We start from the raw sequence: 20,254 nt of genomic DNA on the forward strand, positions 1-20,254 counted from the left end.
TCAGCTAGAAAAAGTTCTGTAAGCGTAAAAATCAGGCTTACAGTTTTTTAAATATCTAAAATCAAATAAGAATATTGAAAAGGACAGGGTCCTTATTAAGCTCTATGAAATGGAACCCTTTCTTATTCATCCGATCAACGAGCGGATTGTAGTCTTCGCGATGTTTTAGCTCGATACCGACAAGAGCTGGGCCATTGTCTTTATTGGATTTCTTCGTGTACTCGAATCTAGTTATGTCGTCGTTAGGTCCTAGGATCTGATCGAGAAACTCCCGTAGTGCCCCTGCGCGCTGAGGGAAGCTCACCATAAAGTAATGCTTATAGCCCTCATAGATGAGTGAGCGCTCCTTGATTTCCTGCATCCGATCGACGTCGTTATTGCCGCCGCTCACGATGCATACGACTGTTTTGCCGGCGATTTGTTCCCGGTACGCTTCTAGAGCTGCAATCGGCAATGCGCCGGCTGGTTCAGCAACGATCGCATTTTCATTGTATAGGTCAAGCATGGTTGTACATACTTTTCCTTCTGGTACGGTAATGACATCATCGAGCAAATCTCGGCATATCGCATAGGTGAGATCACCGACCCGCTTAACCGCAGCGCCATCAATGAATTTATCGATTTGATCCAGCGGAGTTACCTCGCCTGCATCAAGCGAAACGCGAAGCGATGGTGCACCTTCAGGCTCGACACCGATTATTTTTGTGGAGGGAGACACGATTTTCACATAGGATGCGACACCAGCAGCAAGTCCGCCGCCGCCGACTGTAACGAATACGAAGTCTGGAACTTTATCAGCTGCTTCCATAAACTCTTTTCCAACTGTACCGTTGCCGGCAATGATCTTCGGGTCATCAAACGGATGCACGAAGGCCATACCGCTGCGGTTACTCTCAGCTACCGCTTCAGCGTAAGCGTCATCGAACGTGTCTCCAGTCAAAATGACTTCAACAAATGACCCGCCAAAAAAGGATACTTGTGAAACCTTCTGGCGCGGAGTTGTGCTTGGCATATATATTTTACCCGGAATACCGAGTGTTTGGCAGGAGTAAGCAACACCTTGCGCATGGTTGCCGGCACTGGCGCATACGACACCTTTCGCTAACGTCTCAGGTGAGAGGGAGCGCATGAGGTGATAAGCACCACGTATTTTGAATGAGCGAACGATTTGCAAATCCTCCCGTTTTAGGAGTACATTACAGTTGAATCGTTCGGACAAGACGCGATTATGTTGGAGCGGCGTGCGCGTAATGACATCCTTCAAATGCATTTGCGCTTGAATAATTTCTTCTAAACCAATGTGGGGTATAGGTTGGGTGTTCGGATTCATTTGCGGCCATCCTCTCGATATTCCAATAGTAGTATTTTTATAATTGATTTATTATAGCATTAACATAGAGATTAGAAGAGAGAAGAGGAGAAATTGCCAATGCGCAAAACGATAAGAAGACTGTTAATGGCTTTGGTGCTCTTTCTATTACTGCTAGGCGGCGGCGTTTGGTGGTTGCTGTCATATATTGCGCCAGAAGAGAAGCTTGATTTAGCATATGAGCCTTTCGATGTGAAACAACAAGTAATGTCTATGATCAAAAAGATGAAACCTGAGCTAGTGCTCACAGAGCCGAATATTAACAACTTGGTCAAAATGAGTCTGAAAAGTAAACTCAGCAGCGACGGGCAGTCGCCACTGGAGATTGGGAAGGATGTCCAATTAGAAGGTGCGTACTTCGAGCTGGAACAGGATAAGCTGATTGCCCGGATGAATGTACGGTATAAAGACCGTATTCCTGCTGGATTTGATGCTGTCTATACGATGGAATGGCAGGAGCCTAATATTGTACTGGTTCCACAATCGCTTTCGATCAAGAGATTATCTCTGCCGATAAATACGCTAGAAACGATTACTATTCCGCTGGATTTGCCAAGACAGGATGTTGTAACGGTGCGAGACGTTCAGTTTCTGGTTGATCAAATTATAATTAAGTTTAAAATAAATCTTCAATTAGATTTTAAACTGTAGTCATAGTGGTAATCGATCGTTTGGCAGTCATAAGAGCTTTTTAAAAAGAGGAATTGAGCGCGAGCTGGTAACAGCTTTAGCGCTCTTTTTTGCGTTGTCTTGATTAAAAAAATCCAAAGCTTCTTCTTGACATTGAAGTTGAGAATAGTTATCATATGACTGTTAGTGATAATCATTATCAATTAATAAAGACACAAAAAGCTAATACGTCACTAGAAGCAAGCATATATGGAGTATTTTGAAGGAGCGAGATTTATGCAGACGGAAACAAGCAAGCCTTGGAATTGGCTGCTCTTTCCCTTCTCATCGATAAAGGCTGGGCCAGATTGTTTGTTCGCGGCTTCAGTGGGCCATGGCGTGTATCAAATCGATGAAGCGGGTTGTTGGGATAGGATGGATGAAGGTTTACCGGATCTGACAAATGTGAATCGGCTGCAGCTGCAGCACGAATTGCTTCATGCTTGCACAAGCAATGGACTCTACGAATGGGCCTCGGATAGGTGGGTAAACGACGGGCTAACTATTCCATGTTACCAATTTCGCAAAATAGGCGGAACCTCTTACGTCGCGACAGACGATGGTCTTTGGTCCAAAACGGGATCGAAATGGGAACAGGTCGCAAGCGTTGGTAAACGGGTATACGACTTTATTAACCTGCCGCAATATTTGATCATTGCTCATGACAGCGGTATTTCTCTTTATGATCGTTTTATGGATGATTGGGCGCATTTCGAGCTGCAGGAAAGCGTTACAAGCTTGACTGTTTTTCGCGGGCATCTCATTGGGACAAATGATAAGGGGCAGCTGCTTATTGGAGATAAGAAGGGTAAGTTTAACCGCATTAGCTTTGGTAAAAAATTTATGTTTTCGGTGCTAGCCATAGGGAATGTTGTTTATGTGTGTACGGATAGAGGGCTGTATCAGCTGGCTTATATTCATAATCAAGTCACCTTGTTGTCTATCAAGCTGGGTTATCCGGTTACGGATATTGATGTGCAGGGAGACAGCCTTTATATGGCAACGCTGTTTCAGGGTATTCAATCCGTAAATATTTAAATGAACAGCTAGAGAACGGATAGGAGCCTATACATGGGGAGATGGCGAGCTGCCGGATGAGTTTCTTGATTTTTATGAGGGAATGGATGGCCTGGATTTGAGAGGTAAAAAAGCAGCCGTATTCGGATCAGGAGATACTTCGTATGAAATATACTGCGGTGCGGTAGATATTATAGAAGCAAAGCTGAAGGAATTGGGAGCGGAAATCGTAGGTGAGAGCATTAAATTCGAATATAATCCATCTGAAACAGAGAAAGAACAGGGCAGAACGCTAGGGCGCCTTGTTGCTGGACTTGTAGCCGTATAAAAATCCTCAGTCGATATCCGGAAACGGATCGGCTGGGGATTTTGTTTTGTTGTAGACAAAGGAAAGGCTTATCAAGTAACATGGCAGTAGTCATTTTTGCATAATTACACCTAGAGAAGAACTACTGAGGAGAGATAAGGTTGTCAGAGGAGCTATTGCTAACATTTCGTTCACCGCCGTTGCCGTTTTTTATAGAATCTAACCGAATTACGTATAAAGCTGGGGAAGAGCATCCGAACCGGACTAATCTTGGCGTATTTGATTTGTTGTTTGTGAATAAAGGCACTTTGCATGTGGCAGAGGAAAACAATAGATGGACGCTCGGTCCTGGGGAAGTGCTTATTTTAAGACCTGACCGCTGGCATTATTCCACCCGACCTTGTGAAGAGGAAACGGTGTTCGACTGGATTCATTTTCAAACCGTTGGTGCTTGGGAAGAAACCGAGGGCGGCCAGCAGGGCTCACTGCGCGGAGATTACTACACCTATGCGATTCGTTTGCCAAAACAAATGAAGCTGACTTATCCGGACGAGGCTAAGCTCATCTTCTCCCAACTGCATGATGCGGCTAAGAGCTCGTCGCACGGGGCATTTTGGGAACGGCAGCAGCGTTTTCTGCATTTGCTTCAAATGCTGGACGAAGGCTGGCGTTCAGATGCTGCTAAAGCAGGGGTATCGGTTGCGGAGCGGGCAGCTGCCTATTTAAAGCTCAATTATCGTAGTCCTATCAGCAATACGATGCTGAGCGAGGTGCTCCAGCTTCATACGAATTACATAACGCGTTGCATGACAGAGGTGTTCGACTGCACGCCGCAGCAATATTTGCTTTATTATCGGCTTGACCAAGCGAAGCTGTTGTTAATTAAAACGGATTGGACAATCGCTCGCGTGGCAGAGGAAACAGGCTTCCGTCAAACGCCGCATTTTTCAAGGCTATTTGCTTCGCATACGGGGATGCCGCCTCTTAAATTCCGTAAACGTTTTACGATGTGAATAATTAATAGGCAGGGCATGAAAGACTAATAGCATAAAAGTTTGAGTGAGTAAGAGTGTAATAGAGTTGAATACTAGAGTTTGAGAGTTTAACGGAAAAAAGGAATTGCCGCTGTGTGCATAATATTCGGGCATTTAACAAAAACTGGTTCAATCAACGTGAAAAAAGGAGCGATCGCGATGATTGAACGGTTTTCGTTAACTGCAGAAATTGGCGATATAGTTGAAATGTTTAAGGTAGGTAAGGTTGTACGAGGACATACGAATCGGTTTAATGTGGCACCGACGCAGTCGGTATCGATTGTTATGAATGATCGTTTTGATCAAAGAACGATGCAGGAATCTAGATGGGGACTGTTCCCTTTTTGGGCGAAGGATTCGGTTAATGCCGATCATATGACATTGTCTGACAAGCCCTTCCTCGGAAGAATGCTGAAGAGACAACGGTGTATTTTGCCGTGCAGCGGCTTTTTTGGTCAGAAGCAGGTTGGAAAAGAGCGTGACCCTCGCGCTATGCATATTGTGCTTCCAAGTCAGCAGCTGTTCGGAATAGCGGGCATTTACGATTGCTGGAAAAATGCGAGCGGCAAAGAGATGCGGGCTTTTACAATTCTAACTGCAGCTTCTTCTGGCGCGATGTCTGTTTGGCAGCCTAGGGTTCCGGTTATTTTGGACGAGGATGGTATTGAGGATTGGCTAAACCCTCGTATTACGGAGTTCAGCGGACTTCGCAAGCATCTGGAAGCGATGGACACCTATTTAATGCGCGCTTACCCGGTCACCAATGCTGTCCACAACGAGTTGTTTGAGTCGCCAGATTGCATTCGGGAAATCCGTCCGGATTTTGCATGATTCAAACGCTCAAACCACCAAGTAACTGAGTAATTGAGGATATTGTCGTCCTTCGTAGCCCTGTGAGGCAAACTCACTAATTAGTTAAGAGAAGCTCACTATAAAGGTGAAAAATTGGTTTTTCTAATGGGATAGTGAGGAAAACCTCACTCGCCATGAACTTATGTTCATGGGGAATGAGATTTACCTCACTATTTTTTGTGTTGTCTGGGATGCAGACAAGTTAATAGTGAGGATAGCCTCATTCTTAATGATGTTTGCCTCAGTATGGATGAGTTGAGACCGTACATTTAGTAGGCCTAAGCTCGAACCCGCTGCAATTCCGCAGTCAGCAAAGGGACTACATCGAACAGATCACCGACGATACCGTAATCCGCTACGCCGAAAATAGGAGCTTCGGCGTCTTTGTTGATGGCGACGATGATGCGAGATTGGCTCATACCGGCTAAATGCTGGATGGCGCCGCTGATGCCGCAGGCAATATACAGCTGCGGTGTCACGACTTTGCCGGTTTGCCCAATTTGCAGGGCATAATCGCAATAGCCTGCGTCGCAGGCGCCGCGGGAGGCTCCGACCGCACCGCCGAGAACGGAAGCTAGCGCCTGCAACGGCTCGAAGCCGGCTGCGCTGCGTACACCTCTGCCGCCGGATACGACTACGTCGGCTTCGGCAAGATCGAGCTGGCCGCCGGCTCGGCGAACGAGGCTATGCACGGCGGTATAGAGCTGCGGCACCGTAAAAGGCAGCGCCACAACGGTGCCCGTACGTTCGGCGGCGTCAAGCGGTTCCGCCGCCGGCAAATTATTCGGGCGCACCGTGATGACCCACGGGTGGCCCGGCACGAAGCTGCGCCGCTCGAACGCCTTGCCGGCGTAGAGCGGGCGAATAAAGCCGACGTTATCGCCACCTTGAGATGGTTCGATGGCGATAACGTCGGCGATGTGGCCGGCGCCATAGGCCGCGGCCACACGGGGCGCGAGCTCGCGCCCCACTGAGGTGTGGCCGAGCAAAAGCGCGTCCGGCCGCACCACATCCATTGCTGCGCTGAGGGCGGCGAAGCACGCCTCGGGCGCATAGGCGCGGAGGGAAGGATCGTCGGCGATATGCACGACGTCCGCCCCCCGCGCGGTTAGCGCGGCGGCTTCTTCAGCCGCGCCGCCGGTGCAGGCAAGGACGGCATGGACAGCGCCGTCCTTGCCTGCGAGCTGCCGCGCTGCGCCGAGCGCTTCAAGCGCCACGCGGCGCAAGCTGCCGTCGCGGCATTCTGCAAAGACAAGTATTGTTTTGGACATAGGATGTAACTCCTCCCTCGTAACTTTGCTGCTGAAAATGGTGATTGGTTTAACGAGTAACATTGTATTTCATAAAGATGGTTGGCTTAAACGACTAACATTGCTGCTAGAAATGATGATTGGTTAAAAAGAAACATTGCCTCAGAGGAGGATGTTTGCTCTTTAAGAGTAACGTTGCTGCTGATAATGATGAGTGGTTAAAGGAGTGACATGACTGCAGAAAAGGATATTTGGCTTATAAAGTAACATTGTCTCTGAGAAGAATGTTTGGTCTATAAAAGTAACGTTGCTGCTGAAAATGATGATTGGTTAAAAGAGTAACATGGCTCTTAAGTATGCTGGCTGGTTTAAAAGAGTAACATTGTTGCTGAACTTATTTCTATAGTTTGGTTACAAGCAGTAACGGACCTCAGATCCCTTATTTGCAAGAATTACCTTCGTTTTGGGATGTTAACGGACATCAGATCCCTTATTTGTATGAAAAGGATCGAATATGCCTCCAACCAACCGGAATAGCGGACCTCATGTCCGTAACAGGCCTAAAATGCATGAAAATTCAAGAATAGCGGAACTAATGTCCGTAACTTCTCTTAGTGAGGTGAAAATTGAAGAACAACTAACACTCCACGTGTCTTTGACCATCCTCAATAGCATAGGAACTCGAGTGATGGACCCAGTGTTCGTTACAGTTATTCACTTGATGTGAAGAACCCACTTCAAGGAGATTAATTGTGTTTTGGCCAGAGTTACCGTTGGTCGTTGATGGCAGTGGCAGTGTAAGAGTTAATGTTATGTCGGTACCAGCACCTTAAAGCAACTTCGCCTCCGACTGCAGCAACGCCACTAACGCAGCTGCCTGCTCTACAGGTGCGCCACCAAGCCTTTGACCGGAAGCACGAGGTGGAGGCGGGAGCAACTGAGTTCTTACTGTACGAGGACTAATACCTGATATCCCGCTCGCTGAAGCTCCTGCATACGCATTTGAACTAGCATTATCACCCGCCCCATCACTACCAAAAAGCTCCTCAACCGCAATGGTGCGCAGAGGTTTTTTCTTCGCCTTCATAATGCCCGGAAGGGAAGGGTAACGTGGCTCGTTAAGTCCTTGCTGTGCTGTGATGAGGGCAGGCAAGGGGATGGAAACGGTCTCCGTATCGCCTTCTACATCTCTCTCGACCAAAGCGTACCTTTCCGCAAGTATCTGTGAAGGAGCGGAATCTTCCGTTAAGGATGCGTCCCTTTCTGCACCCGTAACAATAGACAGCTTAACCGCAGAGGAGGCATGTGGTAAGCTGAGTCGCTGTGCCACTTGGAGAGCGACACTGCCAGAACCGCTGTCCACAGCGAATAACCCAGCCAGCAGCAAATCCGGGGCGAGCGGCTCGATCACCGAAGCTAATGCAGCAGCTACAGCAAAGCCATCGTCGGGCAGTGAGCTATTATCGAGCCGGATCGCTTCATCGGCCCCGACAGCAAGCGCGGTACGCAGTGCATCCTGCGCCCGTTCTGGTCCGCAGGTGACCACGATCACCTGACCGCCATGCCGCTCCCGTTGCAAAATAGCTTCCTCTAACGCGTATTCGTCATAAGGATTGATAACAAACTTCGCTTCACTTTCGTCGACGCCCTGCGGCGTAACGATTATTTTCTCCTCCGTATCAAACGTTTGTTTGAGAAGTACTACTATTTTCAGCATAGAAGTTCCCTCATTTACACCAAAATTTTTGTTGCAAAAACATTGTCCATCAGTGCTACGATATGACGCTTTGAAAGCGAATAGACCGTACACTTTCGTTCAATGAGCGGCATGTTCAAGGGAAAAACCTCATATACATGGAGCACCGCGGCTATTTTTTGATATTTAAGTATTTGTACGTTTTCACGTACAAATGTACTTAAATATCTACGCGAAACGAGCCTACGCCGCCAAGGGGCGCTACAGTTCACAAATGAAAACGCTTTAATACTTGTCCAACTACTTCGTTCGTACATGTGGGTTAGATAAACCGGCATACAAGGAGGCGGGGCATATGGCTTGGGAGTTGGTCAGATGGCTGATGTTTGCGGCGCTTACATTGCTTGCTTTATCCATGTTCTCGGCCGTAGTACTTAGGCGTGTAGGATACATGCGGCTTGGAGTGAAGTCTGTTTTTACACGTTATAGGCAGAACCAAAAGCAGACAGAAAAGAACAGTTTTAGTGGTCAAGTATTCGGTCATCGCAAGCTGTTGAATGATGTCCGGAGCGGGATCATGCATTTGGTTTATTTTTACGGCTTTATTATGCTTCAGTTTGGGGCGGCAGATTTAATATGGAAAGGGTTGAATGGAGGCGTACCGCTTCCACTTCCTTTTTACCATTGGTTCTCTTGGACGCAGGAGATTACGGTAACGTTGGTGCTGGTAGCAGTGGTTTATGGCGCATTTCGGCGTTATGGAGAGCGGCTTCCGCGGCTCAAGCGAGGCTGGAAGCCCTCACTTGTCATGTGGTTTATCGGCTCGCTTATGCTTACTATTTTATTCACTTTAGCATTCGAACGAATGGCTGCTGACGGAAGTCTGGGAAGTCTTAACGGTTCAACAGCAGCACTGAAAAAAAGTTCCGTCACAGTCGCAGCTAACACAGATTCGTCTACAGTCTCACTACGTAACACAGATTCGTCTAATGTCACACTAACGCAAGCAGCAGTATTAACCTTTTCACCACTCACAAATGCAGTCCAAGCAAATGCTCATGTCGTAGCGCCAAGCTATGCACCAGTAAGCGTACAGCTAGCCAAAGCGCTCCATTATGCAGGCGTGCAGCCAAAAAGCTGGCTGGCTCATGCTGGTTTTGAAGTTTTTTGGTGGCTGCACTTAATGGTACTGCTCGGTTTCCTTGTATACGTCCCTCAGTCCAAGCATTTTCATTTGCTAACCGCTCCAATTAATTTATGGTTCAGACGAAGCTCGCCGCCGGGGCGGTTAACGCCATTAAATTTGGAGGATGAGGAAGCTGAGACGTTCGGAGCGGGCAAGGTGGAGCATTTTTCGCAAAAGCAAATGTTGGATTTCTATTCCTGCGTCGAGTGCGGGCGTTGTACGAATGTATGTCCGGCTGCAAGTACTGGCAAGTTGCTGTCACCGATGCATCTGATCATTAAGCTGCGTGATCATTTAACGGAGAAAGGAGCGGCTATAACATCCAAGTCGCCTTGGATGCCTGCGGGTATTTGGCAGAGCAGATCGAGTGAGAGCTACGCGCATGTCATGGGGGCGGTGCTTCCGGCCTGGGATGATAGCTTTGACGATGGAATTACGACTATCACTCCAACGATGGCTGCACAGGCACAGGCCTGGAGCAAACGTAAGTCAATTAAGGCTGAGGAGGTGGAATTGATCGGCGAGGTGATTACCGAGGAAGAGTTATGGGCGTGCACGACCTGCCGTAATTGCGAGGATCAATGCCCAGTCGGTAATGAGCATGTCGATAAAATCATTGATATGCGTCGGTATCTTGTTTTGATGGAGGGTCGCCTTCCGTCTGATGGACAACGCGCGTTGCAAAATATTGAGCGTCAAAGCAATCCATGGGGCTTGCCGCGTGCTGAGCGTGCCGCTTGGATTAGTGATTGTGAGAGTCGAACAGGGATTCGGGTTCAAACCATGCAGGAGCTGAAGCGACTGGGGCGAAAGCCGGATGTGCTGCTTTGGGCAGGATCGATGGGTGCTTATGATTCGCGAAGCCGCCGTGTGTTGTTTGATCTAGTCCGGTTACTTGATCATGCGGGCATTAGCTTTGCGACACTCGGCAATGAGGAGCGGAGCTCGGGTGATACGTCAAGGCGGATCGGGAATGAACTGCTTTTTCAGGAGCTATGCCGCGAAAATATTGAAACACTCCACAAATATGATGTGAAGCAGATCGTGACCGCTTGCCCACATACGTTTAACACTTTTAAAAATGAGTATCCCGATTTCGGCCTTAATCCCGACATTAAAGTGGAACATCACACCGAGCTGCTGTCGAGGCTGCTTGCGGATGGTGTGTTGAAGCCCGTTTATGAGCTGGAGGAGCGGGTTACTGTACATGATTCCTGTTATCTAGGCCGCTACAACGACACTTACGAAGCACCACGAAATGTACTGCGGGCGATTCCTGGTGTAACGATTGAAGAAATGCAGCGTTCGCGTGCGAATGGGATGTGTTGCGGCGCGGGTGGCGGGTTGATGTGGATGGAAGAGCATTCGGGGACACGTGTTAATCATGCGAGAACCGCACAGGCACTAGAGGTGAAGCCATCTGTCATTAGCTCAGCATGTCCCTATTGTTTGACGATGATGGAGGACGGACTAAAGGCGTTGTCAGCGGACAAAAAAGTTGCTGCGCGTGACGTGGCAGAGCTGCTGGCTGAAAGTATTTTTGGAGACGTATAAATTGGAAGGAGGGGGCCCATGTCTATTAAAACGCAGCAAAAAAGCGCCAGCGCAATCCGCAAAGCGGCGGTAATCGGCTCTGGAGTTATGGGGGCGGGCATTGCCGCTCATCTAGCGAATGCGGGTATGCGCGTCATGCTGCTGGATGTCGTACCGGAATCGTTGACTGAGGAGGAGGCGAGTCTTGGGCTGACGCTAGATGATGCTAAGGTTCGCAATCGTCTGGCAAACGCCGCAATAGTAAAAATGAACAAGATTCAGCCCGCGCAGCTGTATGATCCGTCCTGGTCATCTCGGATAACGCCGGGCAATCTGACCGATCATTTGGCAGCCCTGGGGGATGTCGATTGGATCGTCGAAGCAGTTGTCGAAAGGCTGGACGTGAAGCAACGGGTTCATGCGGCCATTGAATCAGTACGGCAGCCGGGGACTCTGGTCAGCACGAATACATCCGGTCTATCCGCAGCGTCGATGGTGGAAAGGCGGAGTGAAGAGTTTAGGGAGCATTTTGCGGTGACGCATTTTTTTAACCCGCCTCGATATATGAAGCTTGTGGAGATTGTTCCTACCGCGGATACGGATCAGGCTGTCGTTCAATTGCTGACTGAGGTTTGTGAGAAAAGGCTTGGGAAAGGCGTTGTTATCGCAAAAGACACCCCTAATTTTATTGCGAATCGCATTGGCACCTTCGGCATGCTGGTTACGCTGGAGGATACGCTGCGCTTTGGACTTACAGTGGAGGAGGCTGATGCGCTAACCGGTCCGGCAATGGGGAGGCCGAAGACGGCGACGTTTCGGATGCTTGATCTCGTTGGGTTAGATACGCTGCTGCATGTTGTTGATAACGTGCGAGAGAGAAGTGAGGATGCTGCTGAGCAAGCTGTTTTTGCCAGACCGCCATTGCTGGAGCAGTTGGTTGCAAGCGGAAGACTGGGGGAGAAAACGGGGGCGGGCTTTTATCGGAAGCTGAAGGGGAAAGGCGGAAGTGAGATTGAATCGCTTAGCTTGGACACTTTTGAATATGGGGCGAAGCGTGCTGTAAGCTCTCCAATCATTGATGCGGCAAAGGCGGCCAAGGGCCCGGCGGCTAAAGTAAAAGCGCTGCTGCGTACCGATCCGCGTGATCGCTATGCGAAATTTGCATGGTCAACGATCAAAAAAACACTGCTCTACTCCGCGGCTCAGGTTGGTATTATCGCCGACTCCATCGTGGATATCGACAGGGCGCTGCGGTGGGGCTTTAATTGGGAGCTTGGACCGTTTGAGCTGTGGGATGCCATCGGGCTTCGTGAATCCGTCCAGCAAATGCAGAAGGAGGGCGATGCTGTACCGGAGTGGGTGACGGAGTGGATCGCTGCCGGTAATCAGAGCTTTTACCAAGTCGAAAATAATAAACGGGTATATGTGGCGAGCGGGGCTTATAAGCTTGAAGAACAGGAAGCTGACATCATTTCTTTACCAGCGTTAAAAGCTTCTGGGAGAACTGTCCTGTCCACATCAGGAGCGAGCTTAATTGATATTGGCGATGACGTTGTGCTTTTGGAATTTCATTCGCCTAATAATGCGATTGGCGGAGATATTTTATCCGCGATCCAGCAAAGCACTGCGGAGGTCGCTCTTAATTGGCGCGGACTAGTCATTGCGAACGAAGGCCGGAATTTTTGCGTCGGTGCCAACTTAATGCTGCTGCTAATGGAAGCTCAAAATGGCGAGTGGGACGAAGTAGAGGACATTATTCGTTATTTTCAAAGCACGATGCTTCAGCTCAAAAGACTTGATCGGCCTGTCGTAGCAGCGCCGCATCGGATGACACTTGGCGGCGGAGTGGAGGCATGCTTGCCTGCGGATCAAATCATTTATTCGCCAGAGACGTATTTTGGACTGGTCGAGACGGGTGTGGGCCTTATTCCTGCGGGCGGGGGCTGTAAGGAAGCGGCTGCGATGGCAGCCGAACGGGCGCTTCTCGCAAACGGAGGTAGGGCAGGCGGAGATTTGCAGCCGCATTTGAATGCGCTGTTCGAGACGATCGCAATGGCTAAAGCATCCACGAGCGGCTTCGAAGTGAGCAAGCTTGGATTTATGCGGCCGCAGGATCGCGTCATTATGCGGCAGGAAGCTCGCATCGCGGAAGCGAAGCGAGCGGTGCTGGAGCTGGACAGAGCGGGCTATTCGGCGCCCGCCGAGGCGAGAATTCGCGTTGCCGGACGTGAAGGCAACGCGGTGTTTAAGGTCGCGGTGCAGGCGATGCAGCTAAGCGGTTTTGTTAGTGAGCATGACGCGCTTATCGGCGGCAAGCTCGGGCATATTTTGGCCGGCGGAGATATTCAGCCGGGTGCTGAGGTGAGCGAGCAGTATTTGCTCGATCTGGAATGCGAAGCGTTCCTGAGCTTATGCGGCGAGCCTAAAACGCAGCAGCGCATGAGTCACATGCTAGCGACGGGCAAGCCGCTTCGCAACTAATCTTTGCGGAGCGTGCCTTGTAGCAGAAGAGGTAGCTTGGAGTAGTTAGTTGGAGTGACTTGTGGTGGAAGAGGGAGCTTGGAGTTAGCTGGAGTGACTTGTAGCGGAAGAGGTAGCTTGGAGTTAGCTGGAGTGACTTGTCGCGGAAGAGGTAAGCACTTGCCGAGCGGTACTCCTTCTTGTGAGGAGAACTCACTATTTAGTGAGGCTAACTTCAGTAATATCGCTTGTTTGTGGCACATCGAACCGTTAAGTGAGGAAAAGCTCACTCCCCATGAGGAAAACCTCTTCGCAAGTGAGGTTTACTTCACTAATTAATCAGAGCAAGAAATGACGCCTAGAAATAAGTGAGCCTAACCTCACTTCATAAGAGGCTAAACTCACTAATGCAGTCGCATGGAGTGACATGCAGCAGAAGAGCAGCTCAAAGTTAGCTGAAGTGGCATGTGGCAGAGGGTGTAACTTGTGGTTGATTGGAGTGACATGCAGCAGAAGAGCAGCTCGAAGTTAGTCGAAGTGTCTTGTGGCAGAAGGAGTAACCACCTACCAAGCTCACTCGTCCTAGTGAGGCTAACTTCAGTAATATCGCTTGTTTGAGGCACATCGAACCGATTAGTGAGGCAAAGCTCACTCCCCGTGAGGTTTGTCTCATCGCCAATGAGTTTTATCTCACTAATTATCATAGGATCTGATGATGCCTAGAAATTAGTGAGCCTAACTTCAGACTTAGTGAGGCTTGCCTCATTGTTGGACGATTTCACTCACTTCACCCACTTCACCACAATGAACCGTTGGTTGCAAACTAGCCAACCACAACGAACCGTTGGCTCCACAATAGCCAACGCACGGATGGCTCCAAACGGGCTAACCAAAACTCACTGTTGGCTACACAATAGCCAACCACACCACACCCGCCGCTTCGGCCAAAGCCGAGAGGCGACACCATTCAAAGGAGGTAGAGCGATGTCAGCTGCATCACCGTTTAGCGATCACGATCGTGATGCTGTAATTGTAGCCGCGGTAAGGACAGCGGTAGGCAAAGCATCGAAGGGAAGCTTTGCAGAAACGAGAGCTGAGGATTTAGGACGCGCCGTACTGCAAGGTGCTCTAGAAAGATTGCCAGGCGTATCGCCTGATCAAATCGAGGATGTCATTCTCGGCTGTGCCATGCCAGAAGGGGAGCAGGGGCTAAATGTCGCGCGTGTCATCTCGTTATATGCAGGATTTCCAGTAACGACGCCGGCTGTTACGGTCAACCGTTTCTGTGCATCTGGGCTGCAGGCTATTGCATATGCGGCAGAAAGGATTCGATTGGGTGAGGCGGATATCATTGCGGCCGGTGGAGTAGAGAGCATGAGTCATGTGCCGATGACCGGCTTCAAGCTGTCACCTCATCCAGGAATTGTTGATGCAATGCCAGAGGTTTACATGGGCATGGGACACACAGCGGAGGAAGTTGCACGCCGATTTGGTGTAACGCGTGGTGCGCAGGATGCGTTTGCTGCAGAGAGTCACCGTAAAGCGGCTGCAGCGATCGCGGAAGGTAGATTCGAGGCGGAGATCGTGCCGATGACCGTCACTAGGTCGGGGGTGAATGAGGCAGGAAGGCCATGGGAAAAAGTATTCGAGTTTCACACGGATGAGGGGGTGCGCCCAGAAACGTCAGTACAAACGTTGGCTCCGCTGAAGCCATCGTTCGCTCGAGAAGGTACGGTTACAGCAGGTAACACATCCCAAATGAGTGATGGAGCAGCAGCTGTCATTGTGATGAGCCGCGCTCGTGCAACTGAGCTTGGATTAAAGCCTCTAGCTGTTTTTCGCGGTTATAGCGTAGCAGGCGTTGCTCCAGAGGTGATGGGCATTGGTCCGATTGAAGCAGTGCCCAAAGCACTTAAGAAGGCAGGCATTACGGTAGATCAGGTTGATTTGTTTGAGCTGAATGAAGCTTTTGCAGCACAATGTGTTCCAATTATTGAACAGCTTGGCATTAATCCCGAACTTGTGAATGTGAATGGTGGTGCGATTGCACTTGGCCATCCGCTTGGGTGCACTGGAACGAAGCTGACGGTTTCTCTAATCCATGAGCTTGGCCGGCGAGGTGGTGGTATTGGAGTAGTAACGATGTGTGTCGGAGGTGGTATGGGAGCTGCCGGTGTTATTGAAGTGTATGGACAAAACTGAAGGGAGATCTGCGGCATGACGGTTACGAAAAGTTTTGGCGGACGTTTTGTTCTGGAGGATAGCTTGCCGGATTCGGTTGTGACGCCAGAGGACTTTACGGAGGAGCAGAAGATGATGTCAGAAGCCGCCAAGCAGTTTTTGGAGGCAGAAATTTATCCGCATGATAGCGAGCTGGAAGCTCTCAATTATGATTTGACAGTCGAGCTCATGCGCAAGGCTGGAGAATTGGGGCTGCTTGGAGCCGATGTGCCTGAAGCATATGGCGGGCTTGGACTAGACAAGGTAAGCACGACACTGCTTGCAGAAAACTTGTCGCGAGCATCCTCTTTTGCACTTTCGGTAGGCGCCCATACGGGAATCGGCACTCTTCCGATTGTATTTTTTGGCACAGCATCGCAAAAAGCCAAGTATTTGCCGGATTTAGCTTCGGGGAAGCTGATTGCGGCTTATTGCTTAACCGAACCAGGTTCCGGCTCGGATGCACTCGGGGCTAAGACTTCTGCGAGGCTGTCGCCAAGCGGGAAGCATTATGTACTTAACGGCTCTAAGCTGTATATTACGAACGCTGGATTTGCGGATTTGTTCATTGTTTATGCGAAGGTAGATGGCGAATATTTTACAGCATTTATTGTAGAGCGGGGAATGAAAGGATTCAGTGTCGGTCCGGAGGAGCATAAGATGGGCATCAAGGGCTCATCGACATGCCCGATTTATTTTGAAGATGTGGAGGTTCCGGTTGAAAATCTGCTCGGGGAGATTGGAAAAGGGCATCATATCGCTTTTAATATTTTGAATATCGGTCGATTTAAGCTAGGTGCGGCCTGTCTCGGTTCATCGAAAGAAACGATTGAGCTGGCTTCATCCTACGCGAATACACGCAAGCAGTTCGGTCGTGCCATCTCATCCTATCCGCTTATCGGCGCCAAGTTAGCTGACATGAACATTCGAACCTATGTACTTGAGAGTATGGTGTATCGGATCGCTGGTTTTATTGATACTACTCTGCAATCCACTGAAATAGCAGGTGAGACAACTGACGGCGGTATGCAGATTGCGAAGGCGATTGGTGAGTATGCGATAGAGTGCTCAATCTTGAAGGTGTTTGCCTCTGAAGCGCTTGATTTTATTGCGGATGAGGGTGTTCAAATCCATGGAGGGTATGGTTATATTCGGGATTATAAGGTGGAGCGGATTTACCGCGATTCGCGAATTAATCGGATTTTCGAAGGGACGAATGAAATTAATCGTATGCTCATACCAGGCACCTTGATGAAAAAAGCAATCAAAGGCGAGCTGCCGCTGCTCCGCCATGTACGTGCACTCCAGAGTGAGCTTGTTCAACCGATGCCGATCCCAGCTTTCGACAAGCCGCTAAGTAAGGAAGCATACCGTATTGCTCAAGCCAAAAAAAGCTTTTTGGCGGTCGGTGGACTCGCGGTACAGAAGCTTGGACAAAGGCTAGAACAGGAACAAGAGGTGCTGTGCTCACTTGCTGACATTATGATTGAGCTTTTTGCAATGGAGAGTGCATGGCTTCGTACGCAAAAAATGGTCAATGCAAACGGAGAAGCCGCCTCGGAAAAAACAGGCCATGCGATTGCTATGACGACTGTTTTTGTGCAGGAGTCGATGGACAAAATCGAATCACTGGCTAAGCTTGCGCTAGCCGCGCTTGAGCAAGGTGATGGGCTGCAAATGCAGCTTTCCATCCTTAAGAAGCTTATGCGTGCGCCGCTTTCCGATACGGTAGCGTTGAAGCGTACAATTGCAGCAAAGGTTATTCGAAGTGAGCATTATGTCGTGTGAAGGGGGAGACCATGAATGGATCCGCTCAAACCGCAGGACCCGCATTTGCCCGAACAGCAGTTAGCTGAAGAGTCGACGACTGATTCATCTGCTGAGCAACCTGCTGAAGAGTCAACGACTGATCCATCCGCTGACCAGCCAACAGACGAATCGACACTTGATTCATCTGCCGAATTGCAGTCCGACAACGAATCGGCGCAACCGACACCGCCGCTTGATGAAGGTGAGCTGCCGCGCCCTTGGCTGCGTCACTATCCCAAGGAGATCGCTCATTCGCTAGTCTATCCGAACGACAGTATTGTTCAATTTTTATTGAATGCCGTTAATAAATTTCCAGACCATACAGCCATTCATTTCTTAGGCAAAACCATGACCTACCGCGAGCTGCATACCGATGCAGTTAGGCTGGCAAGCGGTCTTATCTCACTCGGCATAGCAAAAGGGGACCGGGTGGCGATCATGCTGCCAAACTGTCCGCAAGCGGTTGTTGCCTATTATGGCATCTTGCTTGCAGGCGGAGTTGTTGTTCAGACGAATCCACTGTATGTGGAGCGGGAACTTCAGCATCAATTGTTAGATAGTGGAGCAGTGGGTATAATAACGGTAGATTTACTTTATGACCGCTTGTCCCGCGTGCGCGGGGAGCAGCCTGAGATAGGTCCGCTTCCGCTGCTGCAGCATATTGTTGTCACTTCCATTAAGGATGGGCTACCATTTCCGAAGAACATGCTTTACCCGATTAAACAGCGCAAAGAAGGCTTTCGTTCCACGATTCCTTATGGAAGTCGTGGGGTTGTTTCATATAAAAAATTACTGGCTTCAAAATCACAATCGATCGAGCTGCCAGAGCTGGCGGAAGGCCATGAGGTGGCCGTTTTACAATATACAGGCGGGACAACTGGAACACCAAAAGGTGTGATGTTAACGCACCGCAATCTGGTTGCCAATACGATGCAGATATCGGCATGGTGTTATAAAGCGATAGACGGCAAGGAAAGATTTCTTGCTGCATTGCCGTTGTTTCATGTTTTTGGATTAACGGTACTAATGAATATGTCCGTGCTGCGTGCAGGCATGCTGATTTTGCTGCCGCGGTTTGAGACGGAGGTTGTGCTGAAAACAATCAGTAAGCTGCATCCCACGATTTTTCCAGGTGCGCCTACTATGTATGTGGCACTTATTAATCATAACAATGTGGACAAATCAGATCTGTCCTCCATCAATATATGTGTCAGCGGTTCTGCGGCTCTGCCGCTTGAGGTGCAAGAGCAATTTGAGTCCCTAACAGGAGGGAGACTCATTGAAGGCTATGGTTTAAGTGAAGCTTCGCCGGTGACTCACGCCAACCCTGTATGGGGGTTGCGTAAAATAGGTACGGTAGGCGTACCATTCCCAGACACTGAAGTTCAAATAGTGGACCCTGCCACAGGAAAGAGATTGCCGATCGGTCAGCTTGGAGAGTTGATCGTCCGTGGACCTCAGGTCATGAAAGGGTATTGGAATAAACCGGAGGAAACGGCACAGGTGCTGCGTGACGGATGGCTGTACACGGGCGATCTCGCAACGATGGATGAGGATGGCTTTTTTACCATTATGGATCGGATGAAGGATGTTATTATAGCAGGCGGCTTTAATATTTATCCGCGTGAGGTAGAGGAGGTGCTGTATGAGCATCCTGCTATCAGAGAAGCGGCTGTTATCGGTGTGAAAGACAGTTATCGGGGGGAGACGGTGAAAGCTTTTATCGTACTGAAGGAGGGGTGGCAGGTTTCGAAGGAGCAGCTGGATGTGTGGTGCAGAGAACGGCTGGCCTCTTATAAAGTACCGCATCATTACACCTTTAGGGAAACGCTTCCAAAAACGATGATCGGCAAAGTGCTCCGTCGCAAGCTATATGAGGAAGATGCTGAGGCAGAAAAAGCAGCAGCTGACAAAGGGCGGTGAGTGACATGGATGAGGAATGGTTTGTCCAGCAGGCGGATCAAGCGGGCCATTTGACTAGACTGGCAGAGCGTGCGCAGGAGACATTTTGGGGACTGCTTGGTTGTGAGGTTGTGCAAGCCGATGCGCGAAAAGCTATAATTTGTTTAGATGCTATGAAGCCGCATCTTAACTTGCTCGGCATTGTCCACGGTGGTGTACTTATGTCGCTAATTGATAATGCAATGGGTCTAGTCGTTATGCTAGCTGCTTCTAATGAGAAGACTGTTACTGCCAATATGACCACGCATTTTCTCGCCAGCAGCAAGGGAGGCTTGCTCCTATGCGAAGCTGAACTGGTGCACCGGACAGAGCGGACGATTACGCTTCAAGCAGTGGTCAAAGATGAAGGAGGGAAATTACTCGCTTGGGGCAGCGGAGCATACCGTCTCCTATAGATAGGGAATGCACCTAGTTGCTTGCACCTGTAAAAGTGGTTATAATTATACCTAATAAATGGCAATTTGTCTGTTTAGTGAAATGATTCAATATGAAGCGTAATATACCGATAATAAAAGAAAAGAAGGGAGGCGAGTACATGGTCCAAGGCTGGGTGACAATGCTCGTATTGGCTTTTGGAATTATAGTTGCCGTGATTGGTGTTTTAGCGTATTTAAGAATGTTTCGTAAAGACAGACTTTCAGCAAAATCTCGGTCAGGAGTTGATGTCTCGCCTCCAAAAGGGATAAATTCAGCAGAAGTAACTGATGATCGGGCTCAATTGGAAACGGTTACCGAACATGCCGCGACAAAGGATTAAAATTTGTTTACTTTCATAATTTCTCCCAGAATGTTATAATAGTAAGAAAAATGCAAACATTGTGACACTTTGACCATGGAGTTACCTGCACCGAGTGGGGGTCTTGCGGTGTAACACCGCATGCGGTATCGTA

14 protein-coding genes and 1 pseudogene are annotated in these 20,254 nt (G+C 49.2%); 12 read left to right on the plus strand and 3 right to left on the minus strand.

What is annotated here, in order from left to right:
• Positions 1–61: 61 nt before the first annotated feature.
• Positions 62–1,330, minus strand: a complete 1,269-nt coding sequence (gene ilvA / locus AC1DWN_RS01140; protein ID WP_477557112.1) for a threonine ammonia-lyase IlvA — start codon at positions 1,328–1,330, stop codon at positions 62–64.
• A gap of 99 nt (positions 1,331–1,429) precedes the next feature.
• Here ilvA and AC1DWN_RS01145 point away from each other — a divergent pair, with 99 nt between their 5' ends.
• From AC1DWN_RS01145 to AC1DWN_RS01165, 5 genes and pseudogenes are all read left to right on the plus strand, one after another.
• On the plus strand, positions 1,430–2,020 hold the full coding sequence (locus AC1DWN_RS01145; RefSeq protein ID WP_477557113.1) for a hypothetical protein: 591 nt from the start codon (positions 1,430–1,432) through the stop codon (positions 2,018–2,020).
• A 255-nt stretch (positions 2,021–2,275) separates the two neighbouring features.
• Positions 2,276–3,076 carry a hypothetical protein gene (locus tag AC1DWN_RS01150; protein ID WP_477557114.1) on the plus strand — a complete coding sequence of 267 codons (801 nt, stop codon included), beginning with the start codon at positions 2,276–2,278 and terminating at the stop codon, positions 3,074–3,076.
• Between the two features lie 19 nt (positions 3,077–3,095).
• Positions 3,096–3,383 (plus strand): annotated as a pseudogene (locus AC1DWN_RS01155) (flavodoxin domain-containing protein); the annotation flags it as partial.
• A 140-nt stretch (positions 3,384–3,523) separates the two neighbouring features.
• On the plus strand, positions 3,524–4,375 hold the full coding sequence (locus AC1DWN_RS01160; RefSeq protein WP_477557115.1) for an AraC family transcriptional regulator: 852 nt from the start codon (positions 3,524–3,526) through the stop codon (positions 4,373–4,375).
• A 180-nt stretch (positions 4,376–4,555) separates the two neighbouring features.
• Complete coding sequence (locus AC1DWN_RS01165) at positions 4,556–5,227, plus strand: SOS response-associated peptidase (RefSeq protein ID WP_477557116.1); 672 nt, start codon at positions 4,556–4,558, stop codon at positions 5,225–5,227.
• Between the two features lie 299 nt (positions 5,228–5,526).
• Here the strand turns inward: AC1DWN_RS01165 and AC1DWN_RS01170 are convergent, their stop codons facing one another.
• The gene (locus tag AC1DWN_RS01170) at positions 5,527–6,519 is read right to left on the minus strand and encodes an electron transfer flavoprotein subunit alpha/FixB family protein (protein WP_477557117.1); all 993 of its coding nucleotides are present in this window, start codon (positions 6,517–6,519) and stop codon (positions 5,527–5,529) included.
• 808 nt (positions 6,520–7,327) lie between these two features.
• Positions 7,328–8,212 carry an electron transfer flavoprotein subunit beta/FixA family protein gene (locus tag AC1DWN_RS01175; RefSeq protein WP_477557148.1) on the minus strand — a complete coding sequence of 295 codons (885 nt, stop codon included), beginning with the start codon at positions 8,210–8,212 and terminating at the stop codon, positions 7,328–7,330.
• A 337-nt stretch (positions 8,213–8,549) separates the two neighbouring features.
• Between AC1DWN_RS01175 and AC1DWN_RS01180 the strand changes: the two genes are divergently transcribed.
• The 7 genes from AC1DWN_RS01180 (at position 8,550) to AC1DWN_RS01210 (ending at position 20,121) form a co-directional block, all read left to right on the plus strand.
• On the plus strand, positions 8,550–10,934 hold the full coding sequence (locus AC1DWN_RS01180) for a (Fe-S)-binding protein (protein ID WP_477557118.1): 2,385 nt from the start codon (positions 8,550–8,552) through the stop codon (positions 10,932–10,934).
• 18 nt (positions 10,935–10,952) lie between these two features.
• Entirely contained in the window at positions 10,953–13,394 is a 2,442-nt protein-coding gene (locus tag AC1DWN_RS01185) for a 3-hydroxyacyl-CoA dehydrogenase/enoyl-CoA hydratase family protein (protein WP_477557119.1), read from the plus strand.
• A gap of 963 nt (positions 13,395–14,357) precedes the next feature.
• Positions 14,358–15,575 carry an acetyl-CoA C-acyltransferase gene (locus AC1DWN_RS01190; protein WP_477557120.1) on the plus strand — a complete coding sequence of 406 codons (1,218 nt, stop codon included), beginning with the start codon at positions 14,358–14,360 and terminating at the stop codon, positions 15,573–15,575.
• A 15-nt stretch (positions 15,576–15,590) separates the two neighbouring features.
• Positions 15,591–17,381, plus strand: coding sequence for an acyl-CoA dehydrogenase family protein (locus AC1DWN_RS01195; RefSeq protein WP_477557121.1), 1,791 nt, complete (start codon positions 15,591–15,593; stop codon positions 17,379–17,381).
• A 15-nt stretch (positions 17,382–17,396) separates the two neighbouring features.
• On the plus strand, positions 17,397–19,325 hold the full coding sequence (locus AC1DWN_RS01200) for a long-chain-fatty-acid--CoA ligase (RefSeq protein ID WP_477557122.1): 1,929 nt from the start codon (positions 17,397–17,399) through the stop codon (positions 19,323–19,325).
• A 5-nt stretch (positions 19,326–19,330) separates the two neighbouring features.
• Positions 19,331–19,759, plus strand: a complete 429-nt coding sequence (locus AC1DWN_RS01205) for a PaaI family thioesterase (protein WP_477557123.1) — start codon at positions 19,331–19,333, stop codon at positions 19,757–19,759.
• A gap of 140 nt (positions 19,760–19,899) precedes the next feature.
• Entirely contained in the window at positions 19,900–20,121 is a 222-nt protein-coding gene (locus tag AC1DWN_RS01210) for a hypothetical protein (protein WP_477557124.1), read from the plus strand.
• Positions 20,122–20,254: the final 133 nt, after the last annotated feature.

It is taken from the genome of Paenibacillus sp. P4_A7 (assembly GCF_056402455.1).

What these genes read in the sequence shown, in the direction of transcription:
- ilvA (WP_477557112.1), bottom strand. Translation starts at nt 1,330, where the DNA reads ATGAATCCGAACACCCAACCTATACCCCACATTGGTTTAGAAGAAATT.
- AC1DWN_RS01145 (WP_477557113.1), top strand. Translation starts at nt 1,430, where the DNA reads ATGCGCAAAACGATAAGAAGACTGTTAATGGCTTTGGTGCTCTTTCTA.
- AC1DWN_RS01150 (WP_477557114.1), top strand. Translation starts at nt 2,276, where the DNA reads ATGCAGACGGAAACAAGCAAGCCTTGGAATTGGCTGCTCTTTCCCTTC.
- AC1DWN_RS01165 (WP_477557116.1), top strand. Translation starts at nt 4,556, where the DNA reads ATGATTGAACGGTTTTCGTTAACTGCAGAAATTGGCGATATAGTTGAA.
- AC1DWN_RS01170 (WP_477557117.1), bottom strand. Translation starts at nt 6,519, where the DNA reads ATGTCCAAAACAATACTTGTCTTTGCAGAATGCCGCGACGGCAGCTTG.
- AC1DWN_RS01180 (WP_477557118.1), top strand. Translation starts at nt 8,550, where the DNA reads ATGGCTTGGGAGTTGGTCAGATGGCTGATGTTTGCGGCGCTTACATTG.
- AC1DWN_RS01185 (WP_477557119.1), top strand. Translation starts at nt 10,953, where the DNA reads ATGTCTATTAAAACGCAGCAAAAAAGCGCCAGCGCAATCCGCAAAGCG.
- AC1DWN_RS01190 (WP_477557120.1), top strand. Translation starts at nt 14,358, where the DNA reads ATGTCAGCTGCATCACCGTTTAGCGATCACGATCGTGATGCTGTAATT.
- AC1DWN_RS01195 (WP_477557121.1), top strand. Translation starts at nt 15,591, where the DNA reads ATGACGGTTACGAAAAGTTTTGGCGGACGTTTTGTTCTGGAGGATAGC.
- AC1DWN_RS01200 (WP_477557122.1), top strand. Translation starts at nt 17,397, where the DNA reads ATGGATCCGCTCAAACCGCAGGACCCGCATTTGCCCGAACAGCAGTTA.
- AC1DWN_RS01205 (WP_477557123.1), top strand. Translation starts at nt 19,331, where the DNA reads ATGGATGAGGAATGGTTTGTCCAGCAGGCGGATCAAGCGGGCCATTTG.
- AC1DWN_RS01210 (WP_477557124.1), top strand. Translation starts at nt 19,900, where the DNA reads ATGGTCCAAGGCTGGGTGACAATGCTCGTATTGGCTTTTGGAATTATA.